This is a genomic window from Nocardia sp. NPDC051756, from assembly GCF_040681495.1.
In the GTDB taxonomy this organism is placed as follows: domain Bacteria; phylum Actinomycetota; class Actinomycetes; order Mycobacteriales; family Mycobacteriaceae; genus Nocardia.
This window is the reverse complement of record NZ_JBFAYV010000011.1, coordinates 1-15,767: the sequence shown is the minus strand read 5'-3', so window position 1 is coordinate 15,767 and position 15,767 is coordinate 1. Positions and strand designations below refer to the sequence as shown.

Here is a 15,767-nt window from a genome sequence, read left to right as displayed (position 1 = left end):
CGTGTGAGCGGCACGGAGCAGTCTTGGCGAGTCAGCTTCGGCACGCCCGACGTGCCCATCCATCCGCGCCCTCTGCGGCGAGAACGGAGCACCTCATGAAGGCAGTCGAGTTCAGCCGGTTCGGCGGCCCCGACGTCCTCGAAATCGTCGACCTGCCGGATCCGCACCCGGGCCCCGGTCAGGTCCGGATCGCCGTGCGCGCCGCGGGCGTCAACGTGAGCGACTGGAAGAAGCGCCAGGGACTCATGGACGAGGAACTCCCGCAGACCCTGGGGTACGAGGCGGCGGGCATCGTCGACGAACTCGGTCCCGATGTCACCGACGTCGCCCTCGGCGACCGCGTGTTCGGCTTCTCCGCCGAGAGCGGCGCACAAGCCGAACTGGCCGTGCTGGCCTGTTACGCTCCCATCCCGCCATCGCTCGGTTTCGCCGACGCCGCCGCGTTGCCTGCCGCGCTCGAGACGGCAGCACGCGCCCTCGACCAGCTGGGCGTCGGAAGCGGCAGCACACTGCTGGTCAGCGGCGCCTCCGGCAGCATCGGCAGTGCCGCGGTCCAACTCGCCGTCGCCCGGGGTGCCCGCGTGATCGGCACCGGTAGCCCGGCCACCCATGATTTCCTGCGCTCGCTCGGTGCCGAACCCGTCGCCTACGGTGCGGGCATGGCCGAGCGGGTCCGGGCACTCGCACCCGACGGTGTCGACCTCGCGCTCGACGTGGCCGGCAGCGGCATCCTGCCCGAACTCATCGAACTCGCCGGTGGCGCAGCGCATGTGGTCACCCTCGCCGACTTCGCCGGCGCCGAGCAGCACGGTGTGCGGTTCAGCAGGGGAGACGCTGGCCGCGCGCTGTACGTGATCGACCAGATCGGCGAGCTGATCGAATCCGGCCGGTTCGTCCTGCCCGTCGGCCGCACCTTCCCCCTGGCCGAAGTCGCTGAAGCACACCGCGCCGGCGAGACGGGCCAGGTGCGCGGAAAGCTCGTGCTGCTCGTCGACTGACCCGACCTCTATCCGAAAACCTCAGGCCGCCAATGGCGTTGGCGGCCGGCCTCGTCACGCCCACATCCCATGAGAGAGCACCATGAACCCTGACACCTCCACCACGTCATCGACCGAAACCGTCAGAGCAGCGCCGCGGAAAGCGGGGGCCGGCGTGCCGAACCGCTGGATGGCCCTGGTCGTCCTCGGCCTCGCCCAGCTGATGGACATCCTCGACTCCACCATCGTGAACATCGCACTACCGAGTGCCCAGCAGGACTTGGGCTTTCCCGCCGACTACCGGCAATGGGTGCTGACCGGCTACGCCCTCGCCTTCGGCAGCCTCCTGCTGCTCGGCGGACGTCTGTCGGACTTCTTCGGCCGCAAACGGCTATTCCTCATCGGCGTAGGCGGATTCGCCGTCGCGTCGGCCTTCGGCGGTGCCGCCGTGGACTTCTCGATGCTGCTGATCGCCCGGATCGGCCAGGGCGCGTTCGCCGCGATGCTCGCACCGGCGGCGCTGTCGCTGCTGTCGGTCACCTTCGCCGACGACGCGAAGGAACGCGGCCGCGCGTTCGGCATCTTCGGCGCGATCTCCGGTGCGGGCGGCGCGGTCGGACTGCTGCTGGGAGGCGTTCTCACGCAGAGTCTTTCGTGGCGGTGGTGCCTCTACGTGAACCTGATCATCGCCGCGGTCGCGTTCATCGGCGGGATCATCTTCCTGCGCGACGGCGATCGACCGGAGCGGACCCGCCCCGACATCGCGGGCACGGTCACTGTGGTCCTCGGTTTGGTCGGAATCGTCTACGGTCTCGGCACCGCGGAAACGCACGGCTGGAACGACTTCCGGACGATCGGTTCGGTCCTGGCGGGCGTCGCGCTCGTCGCCGCCTTCGTGCTGATCGAACTCCGCACCGAACATCCGCTGCTGCCCTTGCGGGTGATCCTGGACCGGGTCCGCGGAGCGGCGTACCTGTCGCTCGGAATCTCCGGAATCGGGATGTTCGCCGTCTTCCTGTTCCTCACCTACTACCTGGCGAACATGCTGGGATTCTCCCCAGTTCTGACCGGAGTCGCGTTCCTTCCGATGATCGCGTCGGTCATGGTGGGCGCGGTCTTCTCCGGCGCAGTGTTGTTGCCGCGCACCGGACCTCGGCCGCTGGTCCCGATCGGTTGCGTGCTCGCCGCGATCGGCATGGCGCTCCTCACCGGCATCCACACCGACTCCAGCTACGTCAGCGCCGTCCTGCCCGCTCTGCTCGTCACGGGCATCGGCTTCGGCTTGATCTTCGGCCCGGTGCAGAACGCCGCGACCAGCGGAGTTCACCCGCACGACGCCGGAGTAGCGGCCGCCCTGGTGACCACCGCCCAGCAGATCGGCGGATCCCTCGGAACGGCGGTGTTCAGTTCACTCGCCACGACGGTCATCGCGAACAGGCTCGCCCACCATCCGGCGACCGCGGCACAGCCCGCCGCGATCGCCGAAGCAACCTTGGCCGGATACCACCTCGTGTTCTGGATCGCCGCAGCGGTCTTCCTCTGCGCCGCTGCCCTGGCCGCGCTGCTCTTCCGCAGCGGTCCGCTCCCGCTGTCCAGCTCGGAACTCGTTACCACGCACTGAAATTCAGGCAGGATAGGAAGCACGGAAATGACGATCACCCTCCGCCCGGGAACCACCGTGATGTTCACCGGCGATTCGATCACCGACCTCCGTCGACCGGTCGATGAGGACGAAACCGGTTGCGCCTACCCCCTGCGAGTCGCGGGCGAATGGTGCTTCCGCCACCCCGACCGCCCCGTCACGTGGCTGAACACCGCGAACGCCGGCGACAAGGTGGTGGATCTCGAAACACGTTGGCAGACAGATGTACTCGACGCTCACCCGGACGTCGTATCGATCCTCGTCGGTGTCAACGACATGGGCTGGCATACTCTTGATCCGGACGGCTATGTGATCCCCGTGGAAGAGTTCCAAGCGGGTTACGACCGCCTACTCGCACCCCTCGCCGCAGCGGGCACCCAGCTGATCCTCATCGAACCGTTCCTCCTGCCCATCGACGGCGTCGTCGAGGCCGGCGTCGCGTCGGTCGGACCGGAAGAGCGCAAGGAGTGGCGCGCCGATCTCGACCCGAAGATCGAGGCGGTGCACGCACTCGCGGAAAAGTACGATGCTCACCTCATTCCGGCCGACACCATGTTCGCCGAACTCGCCGCCACAACCGGACCGGAATACTGGTCCGCGGACGGCGTCCACCCGACCGCGGCCGGCCACCACGCGCTCGCCACCGCCTGGCTGCGCCTGACCACCTGACCGCACCGAGACGCTCCCGCTCCGATTACGTGACCAGCGTCTCCCGCCTCGTAAAGGTTGCGTCAGGGCCGTATGTCCGGGGGATTCCGCGGCCTACCGTGGTCATCGAGGGACTGAGTTGGAGCGTGGAGGTCTTGTTGCACGAGCAATACTCGGTGGCGGCGCTGGAGCTGCGTGGCCGAACCGTTGAGCGGAGTTTCCGGCACGGCATTCCGGGTCTGGTCCGGGCGGCGTCGACGCGGGCGCCGGGGGCGATCGCCGCCGCGGACGGCTGCGGTGAGCTGACCTATCGCGAGTTGGAGCTGCGCTCGGATCGCGTCGCCCGGCTGCTCCGCACGAGCGCGCCGCGGGGGCGGACCGTCGCGATCGCGGTACCGCGCGGCTCCGCCCTGCTCGTCGCATTGCTCGGTGTGCTCAAGGCCGGGCTGCCCTACCTGCTGGTCGACCCGAGCGCGTCCACGGCGCGGATGCGGCAGGTCACCGAGATCGCCGACTGCGCAGTGGCTTTGGTGACCGGTGCCGGTCGGGAACTGGTCGTCGAGTGCGGGTTGCGGGCGCTGGATCTGCCCCGGGAGGCCGACACGGACGAGCTCGACCCGTTGCCGGAGGTGCCGGCCGATCAACCCGCTTATGTGCTGTTCACCTCGGGATCCACGGGCGCACCGAAGGGTGTCGTCGTGTCTGTTCGCGCGTTGGGCAATCGCCTGGAATGGATGCGCGAGACGTATGGGGTCGGCGCCGATGACCGGATCTTGCAGAAAACACCGGTCTCGATCGACGTTTCCGGCTGGGAACTGCTGTTGCCGCTGATCGCGGGTGCGCGATGCGTCTTCCTGGCGTCGGCGGAACATCGCGACCCGGTCGCGGTCGCACAGGCCATCGCGCGGCACCAGATCACCATCTGCCATTTCGTGCCGTCCATGCTGCGGGAGTTCCTGCGGTGGCCGGACGCTGCCCGGTGTACGTCGTTGCGGCACGTGTTCTGTGGTGGTGAGCCGCTCCCGGTGCCCGTGGCCAGGGAGTTCGTGGCGACACTGCCCGCCGCGCTGCACAATCTGTACGGCCCGGCCGAGGCCGCGATCGACGTGACGGCCTGGACCTGTCCGAGCAACCCGGCCGACATCGACGCGGTGTACATCGGCCGGCCGATCGATAACTGCGTGCTGAGTGTCCTCGACGCCGACGGACTGCCGGTCTGCCCTGGTGACGAGGGTGAACTGCACATCGGCGGCATCCCGATAGCAGCCGGATATCTGAACCGTCCCGACCTGACCGCGCGAGCGTTCGTCGCAGCCCCCGCGGGTTCGTCTGTGTCGAGGCTCTACCGAACCGGCGACCGAGTACGGCTGGTCAACGGCGAACTGGAGTATCTCGGCCGCGTCGACGACCAGGTGACGATCCGCGGTCAGCGAATCGAGCCGGGGGAGATCGAGCAGCATCTACTCGCGGATCCCGGGGTCGCCGCAGCCGTGGTGGTCGCGGTCGACGTCGATGACGACACCACCATGGTCGCCTGGATCCAACCCACCGACACCGAATGCGAACCAGAAGCTCTGTTCCGCCGCCTACGCGCCTGCCTCGGTCGACAACTGTCGTCGGCATCGGTACCAAGCCGTTTCGTCCGCACCCGCCGAATCCCATTGACCTGCAACGGAAAACAAGACCGCGCACAACTACGCCGACGAGCCGTCGAACAGGTCCACGCCCGCCCAGCCGTGATCACACACCCCGACGGACCGAATCCCGCACTGCGCCAACTGATCCGACAGTAACTACTGCGGCGGCTTGCCCAAACCGTTGAGCGCGGTGGCGACCCGGCTGATACCGGTGGCGTTGTCGACGTCCATGCCCTGCAACGTCTCCGCCGCCGCCACGATCTTCTGGCCAGTCGTCTCGAGATCGGTAATTGTGCCCTCCATCTCGGTTTTCAGCCCGTTGGAATACGTGACCAGGGCAGGGCCGGACGCGAAACCTTTGTTCCCGTCCGCGGCCGGCTGCGCCGAGTCGAACATCGCCTTCAACGCCGTGCGCGCCTCGGTTGCTTCGGTCGAAATCGTCGAGCCGGACTGTTTCACCTCACCCGGCGCGATGTTGATCTCGTCGGTCATGATCGAACTTCCTCTCCCCGAACGGATTACCCGCTGGCGCAGGGCAATCCGCTGCCGTCCAAACCGTCGTGCGCATCGGTCGGGGTGGTCGTCACGAACAGCAGTCCGATCACCACACAGCCGACGGCCACCACTCCGAGTAATGCGCCGATCACGACGCGTAGCGACGTCCCGCGCCCGCGAACGACCACCCGGCAGTAGTACGCGAATGCCATGATCGCGACCACGCTCGACACGATTCCGAGCCAGTTCAACGCCGTGACGTTCGGCAGCGGCGGGATCGTGCGGCAGCGGGTGCCGACGACCAGGTCCTGCCAATCCTGCCGCCGCGCATGCCGAACCCCGTACGCGGCAACGGATCCGACGAGTGCGACCAGCCCGAGGGCGGCGGATGACCACTCGGCGGTACGGGCCGGCGCCGTGGTCACCATGTTTCCTTCGGGCGGACGATCGTGATCCCCTGCCGCCCCTCGCCCTGCTCGACCATCGGCAGGCGGTCGTTCAGGCTCTGGTTCGCCGCACCCGGCGTGTGCTGTGTGTACAGCACTTCACCGTCGGGCAGGACCGCGGTGACCACGGCCGTGTGGTGGCTCTCGCCGTCCGGGTGACCGCCCGGACCGTCGTTGTAATTGAAGTACACGATGTCACCTGGTTTCGCGGCCGACGGCGGCACCTCGGCGCCGCCGTGCTCGAGGAAGAACTGTCGCTGCGCGTCCGAGTTATACCAGGATCGGGTGTGCGTTTTGCCTTCTATGCCGGGGACACCCGCGTCGCCCGCCAACGAGGTGCCCCAGTTGTCGCTGTCCAGCGTGCCCCAGCTCCAGAAGTCCATCTTGTCTTTCAGGCCGCCTTCCCGCAGCGAGTGCGAGGCGAAGTTCGCGCAATTGTTGCCGAAAACGTCGATGTCTGTGTTGTTGGCATTTTCCAGCGCCCAGCGGACCGTTTTCACCGGATCGTAGCCGCGGCCGTCGTCGGCGAGCTGTTTCTTCACGTCGTCCGGAATTCCGGCCAGGTTGTGCAGTTCGACGGGCACCGCGCGCATCAGTTGCTGCTGTTGTTCGGGCGTGAGTGCCTTCCACCATTGCTCGACCTGATGTGGAGACAATCCGTCGGGCAGCAGGTTCCGCATCTCTTGGAGCGCCTTGCGCACCGCCTCGCTCTGCCTGCTCTGCGCGTCTTCCTGCGTCACGTTGTCCGGATCGACATTGACCGCGGCGATCGCCTCCACGCACGCCTGATCGGCCTGGGTGGCCGCCTCGATCGCGTCGTTGATCATGCGCTGGGTGCTCAGCATCGACAGATATTTGGCGATGCTGAACTCGCCGTCCGGTGGCATGCTCAGAGATCCGTCCGCCGCCACGGAGAACTGTTGCGCGGTCGCGTAATTCACGGCGGCGGTCAATTCGCGCTGCGCGATGGCGACCGAATCCTGGAGCGCGTCGAGCGCGGTCATCGCACCGCGGGACAGAATGCTCGCGTTCACCATCCGATTCGCGACCTTGACCAGGGTTTCGCGGGCCCGGGTACCGGTGTTGTCCGGCCAGCTGTTCTCGAGCGCCTTGATGCCGTTGGCATGAATATTGTCCGCAGTCCGCTCGGTCTGTTTGGACACCGCCAACAGATCATCGGCAGCCACCTGCCACAGATCCGGCTTAGCATCCCGCAAATCGGCGAAAGAAACCATCGAATCCCCCCAGGGATCATCTCCATTCGGTAGTCACATCATCGCCGCCCCCGGGTAGGGCGTCATGCCCAAGGTTGTGGGGGATTGCTCACCGTCCCCTCGACGGGGCGGTCTGCGCCGAATCATGTTGGGGTGCTTGGAGAAACCGTTCTATTCGTAGAGCGGGGAAGGGGTTCAGAGCACGTGCTGCGGGCCCCTTGCCTTGCCGCTATTCAGTGTTACTATCTACTAGTAGTCAGTGATATTGAGTAGTGGGAGGTGATCCGTGGGCAAGCAGATGACAGAGCTGCTCAAAGGCACGTTGGAGGGCATTGTCCTGGCGATCCTGTCCGTGCGTTCCGCGTACGGATACGAGATCACGGCGTGGCTGCGTGAGCAGGGATTCGCCGACATCGCCGAGGGCACCATCTACGCCCTGCTCGTCCGGATCGAGAAGAAGGATCTGGTCGACGTGGAGAAGATCCCGTCGGAGAAGGGTCCGCCGCGCAAGGTGTATTCGCTCAACGCGCAGGGGCGCGAATACCTCGACGAGTTCTGGAGCACCTGGCGATTCCTCGCGGAACGGCTCGAACAACTTCATGAAGGAGGCAAGTGACCATGTTCATCGAAAAGGTGATCGGCGACCTCGGCGAGAAGCGGCGCTGGTGGCAGTACAAGGCGCGGGTGAAACAGCTTCCCGCGCCGTATCATACGGCCGTAGATGCTTTCGAACGGTACGTGAACTACTCCGGGTCGGGCGGCGGTGTTTCGCTGTTCGAGGACCTGCTCGACCTGTTCGAGCAGAGCGCGGCGGAGGGAACGCCTATCCGCGAGGTTGTCGGTCAGGATCCGGTGGAGTTCATCGAGGCGTTTGCGCGGAACTATCAGGAAGAGTCGTGGATGAGCCGTGAACAGCAGCGGCTGATCACCGCCATCGAGCGCGCTGCCGGAGAGAAAAGTTAGGGCGATGCCGACAGCGCAAGCGCGGGTTCCTGAGAAGTACTGCGGGACAATGCATACCGCGCGAGACGGGTTCACTGTCGACCGGGCGGCGGCGTTCGCCGGCGTCACGGTGGCCACGCTGCGGGAGTATCACCGGCACGGCCTGGTCGGGGAACCGGAATGCGACAGTTCCGGCGCTCGCCGGTATCGACCTGCCGAGCTACTGCGGCTGGTGCAAGTCCGAACGTTGGCCGGAGCGGGTGTGCCGCTGGCCGAAATCGGGGATCTGCTCGACTACCTCGCGCACGTCGAGCGCGTCCTCGACGACGCTATATAGGTCTCTGAACTGGGGTTTCCGTACTTGCGGACGCCTCAATCATGAACTCTCAACTCCCACACAACTGCCACTTGTGTGTACGTATAGCTATACCTATAGTATCTACGTATACATCTACGTATATGCTGTGTAGCAACCCCAAGGGTGATCACATGAACGTTCAACGCATCAATCCGACCCGGATCGGCACGGTGTCGGTCCAGGTCGACGCCGTGGCCGCATCTGCGGACAACGAAGGCAGGGCCGCCCGATGACGACACAGCAAGCTCCACCAATCCGCGTACAGGGCCTGGAAAAGTCCTACAAGGACCTGAATGTGTTGCGCGGCGTGGACTTCGAGGTCGAGCACGGCAGCATCTTCGCCTTGCTCGGCTCGAACGGCGCCGGCAAGACCACCGTCATCCGAATCCTCGCCACGCTACTCAAAGCCGACGCGGGCACGGCCGTCGTCAACGGCTTCGACGTCGCCACCCAGGCGGCGAACGTGCGCGAATCCTTTAGCCTCACCGGACAATTCGCCGCCGTCGACGAAATCCTCAGCGGCCGGGAGAATCTCGTGCTGGTGGCGAAGCTGCGCCACCTCGACGACCCCCGCGCGATCGCCGACAACCTGCTCGCCCGTTTCTCTTTGGCCGACGCGGCCACTCGCAAAGTCTCCACGTATTCCGGTGGTATGCGCCGCCGCCTCGACATCGCCATGAGCCTCATCGGCAACCCGCCGATCATCTTCCTGGACGAACCCACCACCGGCCTGGACCCGCAAGCCCGCCTCGAAGTGTGGCAAGCGGTCAAGGATCTCGCAGGCCAAGGCACAACCGTCCTGCTCACCACCCAATACCTGGACGAGGCAGAACAACTCGCCGACCGGATCGCCATCCTGCACAAGGGCCGAATCATCGTCAACGGCACCCTCGCCGAGCTGAAACAACTGCTCCCACCCGCCAAAGTCGAATACGTCGAGAAGCAGCCAACTCTCGAAGACGTCTTCCTCTCCCTCGTCGGCGACGAAGCCGTGACGACTAAGGAACACTCATGACCACGCACTTCTTCGGCGACACCGCCACTTTGCTCGGCCGGTCCCTGCGGCACATCACGCGCAGCGTGGACACCATCATCACGACCACGATCATGCCCATCGCCTTCATGCTGCTGTTCGTCTACGTATTCGGCGGTGCGATCAACACCGGCTCGGACTCTTACGTGAACTACCTGCTGCCCGGCATCCTGCTCATCACCATCGCATCGGGCATCTCCTACACCGCATTTCGGCTCTTCCTGGACATGAAGGGCGGCATCTTCGAACGCTTCCAATCCATGCCGATCGCGCGGTCGTCGGTGCTGTGGGCGCACGTGCTGACCTCACTCGTAGCCAACCTGATCTCGGTCGTGGTCGTCGTCCTCGTCGCCCTGCTCATGGGCTTCCGCTCCGGCGCAGGAGTATTGGCCTGGCTCGCCGTAGCCGGCATCCTGATCCTGTTCACCCTCGCCCTGACCTGGATCGCCGTAATCCCCGGCCTCACCGCGAAAACCGCCGACGGCGCCAGCGCCTTCTCCTACCCCCTGATCTTCCTCCCCTTCATCAGCTCGGCCTTCGTCCCCACCGGCTCCATGCCTGCCCCGGTCCGCGCATTCGCCGAGAACCAACCGGTGACCTACATCGTCAACGCCGTCCGCAACCTGTTCACCGAACAACCAGTAGGCGGCGACATCTGGATCGCCCTAGGTTGGTGCCTAGGCATCCTCGCAGTCGCCTACTTCTTCGCCATGCTCACCTACCGCCGCAAGATCTCCTGAGTTATCAATCCTTCGGCGCACGGATGGGAACGTCGTGAACAAAGCATTTGTCGGCTCGCCTGCCGTCCGGTCGCTCACGCCCGATCGTCGGCGGCATTCGAAGCTGCGGGATCACCGGAGGGTAATGGGATGTCGGTGTCCATCGAGAGTGGGCTGCCGAAATCTGGTGTGCCGTCGGTGTTCCAGGTGAATTTTTGGGCGCGGGTGGTTCGTCGGTCGTAGGTGTATTCGCTGGTGTCTTTGGCGTGGTAGACGATCCAGTCCTCGGTACCATCGGGGCTTTGGAAGAAGCCGTTGGAGCCTGGGCCGAAGACGCCGGCGGGGTCGTTGCGGGTGAAGAGTGGGGTTGGGTGCTGGTGCCAGTTGGCGGGTACGAGGGGGTCTGCGCCGGGTGGAAGGGAATGCATCCACAGCTGGTAGTCGGGTTTTCCGGTGTCGCAGGTGGAGTAGACCAGGTAGGTGGTGCCGTTGCGCTGGATTGTCGTCGGGGCTTCGCGTACCTCGTCGCATCCACCGGCCGAGGGCAGGTACACGGCTCGGCCGGACACGGTGACGGGGTCGCTCATCGGGGCGATGTGCAGGAGGTTGTTCGGGCCGGCCCACAACAGGTAGAGCCGGCCGCCGAGCTGTAGCAGTTCCGGGTCGATCGACCACATTTCGGGCGCGCCGAGTTGGCCGGCGAAAGTGTACGGGCCCAACGGATCCGAGCCCTCCGACCGCAAGACATAGAGGCGGTGTCCGTCGCGGGTGCCGTCGCCGGCACTGTAGTAGAAGTACCAATGCCCGTCGAGCAGACGGAAAGACGGCGCCCACATGTCTTGGTTGCGTGCGGGGTCCTGGTCGCACCACACCGTATTCGGTTGTGCGGCAGCCAGATCGCCCAGTGAAGTAGCCTTCCAGATCCGCAAGACGGTGCCTTGGCTGGTCGAAAGGTAGTAGTTCCCTGCGTAATAGGTCAGGAACGGATCAGCCGCCGGATTCAACGCATTGCGAAATGTCCCGGCGGTTCCCGCTTTAGCCACATGCTCGACCATCGAACGTCACCCCATCGTCGCGGATCTCGTAACGTGCGCTCGCCCAAACTCTAGGGCATCACGCAGCGTCAACCACCCGAAAACCGCTCCGGAGGACAGGCCCGCGATTCAAAGGAACTGCCCGCTGGCCAGGTAGGGCGCTGGAGTCGGCATGCCACGAACGGCGAGATAACCTTCTTGGCCGAGACGGAGTCCGGCGGCCAGTCCGACGTCGATCGCCCACTCGTTCGCGGTGGTGATGCAGTTGACGAGCGTGTCGCCGTCTGTGGAGGCGAGCGCTTCCCACAGTAGCTTTTCCGCGGTCCGCTGATCGGCGGCGGCAAGCAGAATCGGCCGTCCTCGGTGGTCGAGGTAAACGTAACCCGGCTCGTCGCCGGCCCGGGACACGACCAGGCGGTGACCGGCCAGCAGGTACTGGTGATCGGGCCCATGGCCGGCCCCGCGGAGCCGCTGGTCCAGCCGGTTCATCCAGTCGAAGTCCGCGGCCGACCCGTCGGACAGTCCGGTCACCGCCGCCAGCTTGGTGCGATCGACGGTGCCGAACATGCGCATCTGGGGGTGCAGCGAGAACCCGGCCAATCGGTAGCGTCGCGTGGCGCCGGGATGTACTGAGGAGGAGAACATTCCCTGGCGACCGTCGGCGTGGGTCAGGACGGCGTCGAGCAGTCGTTTCCCGATGCCGTGCCCCTGCCGGCTCGACAGGACACCGTAGGTCGCCAAGTACCACAGGCGATCTCGGTTCTGCGCGACCGCGAATCCGACGATCTGCGCACCGTCGGCAGCGACCCAGCAACCTTGCGGATCGATCCCGAGGAAGTAGCGCATCCGCTCGATCCACCGCTCGGCGGCATCTTCCGATCGAGGTTCGGGTTCGGGCTCACTGACCCGCCGATCACGTCGATCGCTGTCGAGGAAGACCGCTCCGGAAGTGCGTTCCGCGTCGGGCAAGTCGTCCGTACGCATCCGCCTGACCTCTACGCAATCCATTCGCTCACGGTACGAACAACAACCGCGGAGGCAAACCGATTTTCCGGGCTAAGCCGAAGTATGTGCTGGCACTTGACGATTGGTCATCGCGTAGGGGAGGCCCCGGGTCGGGTACGCGCGCATGAGTTCGCCGGCGCGCACCATGCGGTCGATCATGCCATCCGAGGGGATCCCGGCTTGGAAGCAGGCGCGGGCGCCGTCGAGTCGGTCGTGGGCGACGGCTACCTGCAACAGTTCGCGGGAGTAGTGGGCGAAGTTCAGCGCGAGGGTCCCCCCGCTCGCGGCCGCCGCGGCCGCACGGGCCAGCCAGCTCTCGAAGCTCGGGTACGGGTAGTGCAGGATCAGCGGCGCGGTGACCATCGTGCCCGGGTCGGTGAATCCGGTGAATCCATGTCGGTCGACCGGTGTGACGTGTGGGCCGAGCCGAACGGCGCTGCGGTTGGCCGGCGTGTCCTGGAACGGCGAACGGCCGCTGACCCGGAACACGGTGCATTCGTGGAACGGATCGGTCACCTGGCGACCGACGGGGATGGCCTCGTGGCCGAGGAAGGTCACCTGACCAGCGCCGGGAATCTGCCAGCGTCGGCGGCCGTCGTCGTAGAACAGTTCGTCGGGGCCCAGTGGAAGCAACCAGGTCACTCCGGCCGTGAGGGCGGTCGCGACGGCGGAACGAATATCGGCCACCTCCCGGTCCGCCGCGGCGCCGTTGTCCGGGGCCCGGTCACGCAGGAGCACGGACTGTTCCGCGCACAGTTCCTCGACGGTGGCCCGCACGACCGAATCGTCGGTGTAGACGATGATCAGATCCGCGTGTGCCGCATGATGTTTCAACCAGGTCGCCAGCCCGGGATGCGGTGCGTCGATGCTGACGCAGATCGCGGTCGGTTCCGCTGCCCGCGCTCGCTTGTCCGCGCCGACGCCCCGGAACATCCGCGTCGTGAGGTCGTGGATCCCATGCGTGACCAGGTAATCGTGATACTCCGTCAGGGGATTCACGCCGGCTGCCCGTGCCGCCGTCAGATTCGGCCCGCCGACCGGGCGGGTGTGCCGGACCGTGACTGCGTCGACGATGGCGATCGATGAGGTGTCCGGCGCGAACCGCGGCCAATGGAAGTCCAGGCCCCAACCGGTTTGGGTCGCGTCGAACGTCGGTAGGCAGCGGGCCAGGAACTCCCGGCTGAAGCACGGTGCCATGATCTCCACGAAATTCGTGTATCGAAGCTCGAACCGGCGATCGACCAGGGTGATCTCGTGGGTGTAGTAGCTGTCTTCGGTGAGCGCGGGCTGAGTGAGCGAAAGACGGTACTGCGCAGCGTATTCGAATAGTTCATTGATGGTGTAGGTGTCGGTGGCGAGGTCGTCGTCGGGGAGCCAGACGTAGTCGTAGTCGGCGAGCGTCGCGGCCAGGTCGACGGTCAGGACATGGTGCAGGGCGGGCCATTTCGGCCCTTTGCGATCCAGTCGGATCACGCCGTCGGCGCGAAATCGGTGCGGGTCGTCGCCGAAGTAGCTGACCACCAGATCCCAAGTCCGTGGGTGCGGTCCCGCGAGCCATTCTTCGTGCAGCGACGCGTCGCCCGCCCGAAGGACTACCAGGTTCCGTCGGGTCGTCGGCCGGACACCGGTGGTGTGCGGTGCTGTCGTCATGACCATCTCCTTACGCGGCGTACCAGCCCTCGCCCCAAAGGGTTTGCAGACGTTCGAAATACGCCTCGTATTGGGGAGCGACGACATCGGTCGAGAACTTGGAGATCGCGTAGTCGCGGATCCCCTGATAGTCGAGTTTGTCCACCGAGTCTGCGGCGGTGCAGAATTCCTGGAGGTTCCGGCACCGGTAGCCCTGCACGCCTTGCTGCACGGTCTCGGTGAACACGCCCCAGTCGGTGGTGATGACCGGCGTACCGCACAACATCGCCTCGGCATGCACACCGCCGAACGGTTCCAGATACAGCGAGGGCACGAAAACCCCACGGGCGCGGCTCATCAGCTCACCGCGGCGCACGTGGTCGACAACGCCGACATACTCGGCGACATCGGCCGCGGGCGGTTCACCAGCACCGGCCACCACGAGCTTCACCCCCAGCCGCTGACAGGTCTCGATAGCGATCTGGATGCCCTTCGCCTCGACCAGGCGGCCGATGAACAGGAAGTAGTCGTCCTTCTCGGCCGAGAACGGAAAGTCCTCCACCTCATAGTAATTCGGGATCACCGCGTCATAGAACGCGCCGCGGGCACTCATCACGCCGGGAACCGTTGTGCGCGAACCGTATACGGCGTGCATCCAGGCGTAGCTCTCGAAGACTCGGTATTTGGCGAACACCCCGCTGTAACCGATGCCGAATTCGACGGTCATGAGCTCGGGGAACATATCCGCGATCGGTTTCTGGCTGCCGCCGCCGAGGACGCAGATGAAGTCGCGATCCTGCCGGCGCTTGGCGATCTCGGTGACCGCGCGTTCATTCGAGATCAGCCAGTGCGGCTCGTAGGGATCCCAGGTCAGATTGTTGAGCTCCTTGTACAGGTCGTTGCCGCCGAACCATTCGGCCTGCTCGGCTTTCGTCACTATGGTGACGAATTCGGTGCAGGCCGCGGTGTTTTCCTCACCGCCGTAGAGGAACACTTCGTGGCCGAGGTTCGTCATCATCTCGGCGAAGCGCCGGTTCTTCTGGGTGTAGGCGCAGGGCTGGTAGTACTTGGTGGTCTGCGTGTTGGGCAGGTTGACGACATGGAAACGCATGGGCGGGCCTCACATTCGGCTCGGAGGGTCGGGGTGCCTCAGCGGTCGATGACGGGCCGGACCGACAACGGATCCTCGCCGACGGCTTCGTCCAGGTGCTCCGGGCCGTCGAGGTAGGCCGCGCGTTTGCGCTGCTGCTGGGGTTGACCGCCCTGCGCGCCGCCCATTCCGCCACCCATGCCACCGCCCATCGGGTAGCCGCCGCCCATGGGCATTGCGGCGGACGGCGCTATGCCGGCCCGGGCGACCTCGGTCTCCGTCTTGGCACCGGAGGCGCCCGCGCGAGGAAACAGCTTGTCATCGACGGGAGTTGACGGAACACCGGACTTGGTGGGGCTGCTTCCGGCGCCTGCTGAACCGCCGCCGGCACCGGCGCCGGCCGGAGAGACGTTGAGTCCGAAGGGACCCGACGCGCCCAGTGGGCCGGAGGCGCCCCAGGGACCGGACGCACCCCACGGGCCGGAAACGCCGGACGGGCCAAGTAGAGCGCCGGAGTTCAACTGCTGCAACATGTTTGCGAGAGTCGACAGCGGCCCGGTGGCATCGGTGAGTGGGCCGGTGGCGCCACCGGGGGAGTTGGCGGGCGTGGGGCCTGGGCGGCCGGTGGGAGACGGTCCGGCACCTGCGCTGGAGTGCGGGCTGTTCCCCGCGCCGCTCTTACCGCCGCTTCCCGCTCCGGGTTTGCCTGCGCCACTGTCGCTTCCGCCGGGCTTGCCTCCGCTGCCGCTATCTTTGCCGCCGCCTGTTCCGCCGCCGCCTTTACCGCCGCCACTGTTGTCGTTGTTGTTGTTGTCGTGGTTGTTGCCGGTGGGTTGTTTGTAGTTGTAGGTGCCGGGCAGGTTGCTGGTGGCTGCGGCGAGGGTGTTGGGGTCGGTGA

Annotated in this window: 16 protein-coding genes and 1 pseudogene; 9 read left to right on the top strand and 8 right to left on the bottom strand. The window is 65.7% G+C overall.

Going from position 1 to position 15,767, the window contains the following annotated elements; translation table 11 throughout:
* Positions 1-95: 95 nt before the first annotated feature.
* From AB0M22_RS37780 to AB0M22_RS37765, 4 genes are all read left to right on the top strand, one after another.
* A complete protein-coding gene (locus AB0M22_RS37780; protein ID WP_364737170.1) occupies positions 96-998 on the top strand; it encodes an NADP-dependent oxidoreductase in 903 nt (300 codons plus the stop codon).
* Between the two features lie 82 nt (positions 999-1,080).
* On the top strand, positions 1,081-2,598 hold the full coding sequence (locus AB0M22_RS37775; RefSeq protein ID WP_364737168.1) for an MFS transporter: 1,518 nt from the start codon (positions 1,081-1,083) through the stop codon (positions 2,596-2,598).
* Between the two features lie 27 nt (positions 2,599-2,625).
* The gene (locus AB0M22_RS37770) at positions 2,626-3,288 is read left to right on the top strand and encodes an SGNH/GDSL hydrolase family protein (protein ID WP_364737166.1); all 663 of its coding nucleotides are present in this window, start codon (positions 2,626-2,628) and stop codon (positions 3,286-3,288) included.
* A gap of 134 nt (positions 3,289-3,422) precedes the next feature.
* Positions 3,423-5,060: an amino acid adenylation domain-containing protein gene (locus AB0M22_RS37765; RefSeq protein ID WP_364737164.1), complete on the top strand. Its 1,638-nt coding sequence runs from the start codon at positions 3,423-3,425 to the stop codon at positions 5,058-5,060.
* On the opposite strand, the gene AB0M22_RS37760 is transcribed toward AB0M22_RS37765, so the two are convergent.
* Genes AB0M22_RS37760 through AB0M22_RS37750 form a run of 3 tightly spaced genes read right to left on the bottom strand, consistent with a single transcriptional unit; the run spans position 5,061 to position 7,080 of the window.
* Positions 5,061-5,396: a type VII secretion target gene (locus tag AB0M22_RS37760; protein ID WP_364737162.1), complete on the bottom strand. Its 336-nt coding sequence runs from the start codon at positions 5,394-5,396 to the stop codon at positions 5,061-5,063.
* 26 nt (positions 5,397-5,422) lie between these two features.
* Entirely contained in the window at positions 5,423-5,824 is a 402-nt protein-coding gene (locus AB0M22_RS37755; RefSeq protein ID WP_364737160.1) for a hypothetical protein, read from the bottom strand.
* Positions 5,821-7,080 (bottom strand): amidase domain-containing protein, encoded by a 1,260-nt coding sequence (locus AB0M22_RS37750; RefSeq protein WP_364737158.1) that lies wholly within the window; start codon positions 7,078-7,080, stop codon positions 5,821-5,823. The genes AB0M22_RS37755 and AB0M22_RS37750 overlap by 4 nt, the downstream gene beginning before the upstream one ends.
* Before the next feature lie 265 nt (positions 7,081-7,345).
* On the opposite strand from AB0M22_RS37750, the gene AB0M22_RS37745 reads away from it, so the two are divergent.
* The 5 genes from AB0M22_RS37745 (at position 7,346) to AB0M22_RS37725 (ending at position 10,132) form a co-directional block, all read left to right on the top strand.
* Positions 7,346-7,675, top strand: a complete 330-nt coding sequence (locus AB0M22_RS37745; RefSeq protein WP_364737156.1) for a PadR family transcriptional regulator — start codon at positions 7,346-7,348, stop codon at positions 7,673-7,675.
* Between the two features lie 2 nt (positions 7,676-7,677).
* On the top strand, positions 7,678-8,022 hold the full coding sequence (locus AB0M22_RS37740) for a DUF1048 domain-containing protein (protein ID WP_364737489.1): 345 nt from the start codon (positions 7,678-7,680) through the stop codon (positions 8,020-8,022).
* A gap of 49 nt (positions 8,023-8,071) precedes the next feature.
* Complete coding sequence (locus AB0M22_RS37735; protein ID WP_364737154.1) at positions 8,072-8,338, top strand: MerR family transcriptional regulator; 267 nt, start codon at positions 8,072-8,074, stop codon at positions 8,336-8,338.
* A 250-nt stretch (positions 8,339-8,588) separates the two neighbouring features.
* Complete coding sequence (locus AB0M22_RS37730) at positions 8,589-9,374, top strand: ATP-binding cassette domain-containing protein (protein WP_364737152.1); 786 nt, start codon at positions 8,589-8,591, stop codon at positions 9,372-9,374.
* A complete protein-coding gene (locus tag AB0M22_RS37725; protein WP_364737150.1) occupies positions 9,371-10,132 on the top strand; it encodes an ABC transporter permease in 762 nt (253 codons plus the stop codon). Before AB0M22_RS37730 ends, AB0M22_RS37725 begins: the two co-directional genes overlap by 4 nt.
* Positions 10,133-10,206: 74 nt before the next feature.
* Here AB0M22_RS37725 and AB0M22_RS37720 read toward each other — a convergent pair whose 3' ends face one another.
* The 5 genes and pseudogenes from AB0M22_RS37720 to AB0M22_RS37700 form a co-directional block, all read right to left on the bottom strand.
* The gene (locus tag AB0M22_RS37720) at positions 10,207-11,166 is read right to left on the bottom strand and encodes a glycoside hydrolase family 43 protein (RefSeq protein WP_364737148.1); all 960 of its coding nucleotides are present in this window, start codon (positions 11,164-11,166) and stop codon (positions 10,207-10,209) included.
* A gap of 108 nt (positions 11,167-11,274) precedes the next feature.
* Entirely contained in the window at positions 11,275-12,129 is an 855-nt protein-coding gene (locus AB0M22_RS37715; RefSeq protein WP_364737146.1) for a GNAT family N-acetyltransferase, read from the bottom strand.
* A gap of 72 nt (positions 12,130-12,201) precedes the next feature.
* Positions 12,202-13,800, bottom strand: a complete 1,599-nt coding sequence (locus AB0M22_RS37710) for a DUF707 domain-containing protein (protein WP_364737144.1) — start codon at positions 13,798-13,800, stop codon at positions 12,202-12,204.
* Positions 13,801-13,810: 10 nt separating this feature from the next.
* Positions 13,811-14,890, bottom strand: a complete 1,080-nt coding sequence (locus tag AB0M22_RS37705; protein WP_364737142.1) for a glycosyltransferase — start codon at positions 14,888-14,890, stop codon at positions 13,811-13,813.
* A 38-nt stretch (positions 14,891-14,928) separates the two neighbouring features.
* A pseudogene (locus tag AB0M22_RS37700) lies at positions 14,929-15,767 on the bottom strand (hypothetical protein); the annotation flags it as partial.

Excerpts from the sequence above, each read along its gene's own strand:
- AB0M22_RS37770 (WP_364737166.1), top strand. The coding sequence starts at position 2,626 with ATGACGATCACCCTCCGCCCGGGAACCACCGTGATGTTCACCGGCGAT.
- AB0M22_RS37710 (WP_364737144.1), bottom strand. The coding sequence starts at position 13,800 with ATGACGACAGCACCGCACACCACCGGTGTCCGGCCGACGACCCGACGG.
- AB0M22_RS37775 (WP_364737168.1), top strand. The coding sequence starts at position 1,081 with ATGAACCCTGACACCTCCACCACGTCATCGACCGAAACCGTCAGAGCA.
- AB0M22_RS37720 (WP_364737148.1), bottom strand. The coding sequence starts at position 11,166 with ATGGTCGAGCATGTGGCTAAAGCGGGAACCGCCGGGACATTTCGCAAT.
- AB0M22_RS37715 (WP_364737146.1), bottom strand. The coding sequence starts at position 12,129 with ATGCGTACGGACGACTTGCCCGACGCGGAACGCACTTCCGGAGCGGTC.
- AB0M22_RS37705 (WP_364737142.1), bottom strand. The coding sequence starts at position 14,890 with ATGCGTTTCCATGTCGTCAACCTGCCCAACACGCAGACCACCAAGTAC.
- AB0M22_RS37730 (WP_364737152.1), top strand. The coding sequence starts at position 8,589 with ATGACGACACAGCAAGCTCCACCAATCCGCGTACAGGGCCTGGAAAAG.
- AB0M22_RS37740 (WP_364737489.1), top strand. The coding sequence starts at position 7,678 with ATGTTCATCGAAAAGGTGATCGGCGACCTCGGCGAGAAGCGGCGCTGG.
- AB0M22_RS37735 (WP_364737154.1), top strand. The coding sequence starts at position 8,072 with ATGCATACCGCGCGAGACGGGTTCACTGTCGACCGGGCGGCGGCGTTC.
- AB0M22_RS37750 (WP_364737158.1), bottom strand. The coding sequence starts at position 7,080 with ATGGTTTCTTTCGCCGATTTGCGGGATGCTAAGCCGGATCTGTGGCAG.
- AB0M22_RS37760 (WP_364737162.1), bottom strand. The coding sequence starts at position 5,396 with ATGACCGACGAGATCAACATCGCGCCGGGTGAGGTGAAACAGTCCGGC.
- AB0M22_RS37725 (WP_364737150.1), top strand. The coding sequence starts at position 9,371 with ATGACCACGCACTTCTTCGGCGACACCGCCACTTTGCTCGGCCGGTCC.
- AB0M22_RS37780 (WP_364737170.1), top strand. The coding sequence starts at position 96 with ATGAAGGCAGTCGAGTTCAGCCGGTTCGGCGGCCCCGACGTCCTCGAA.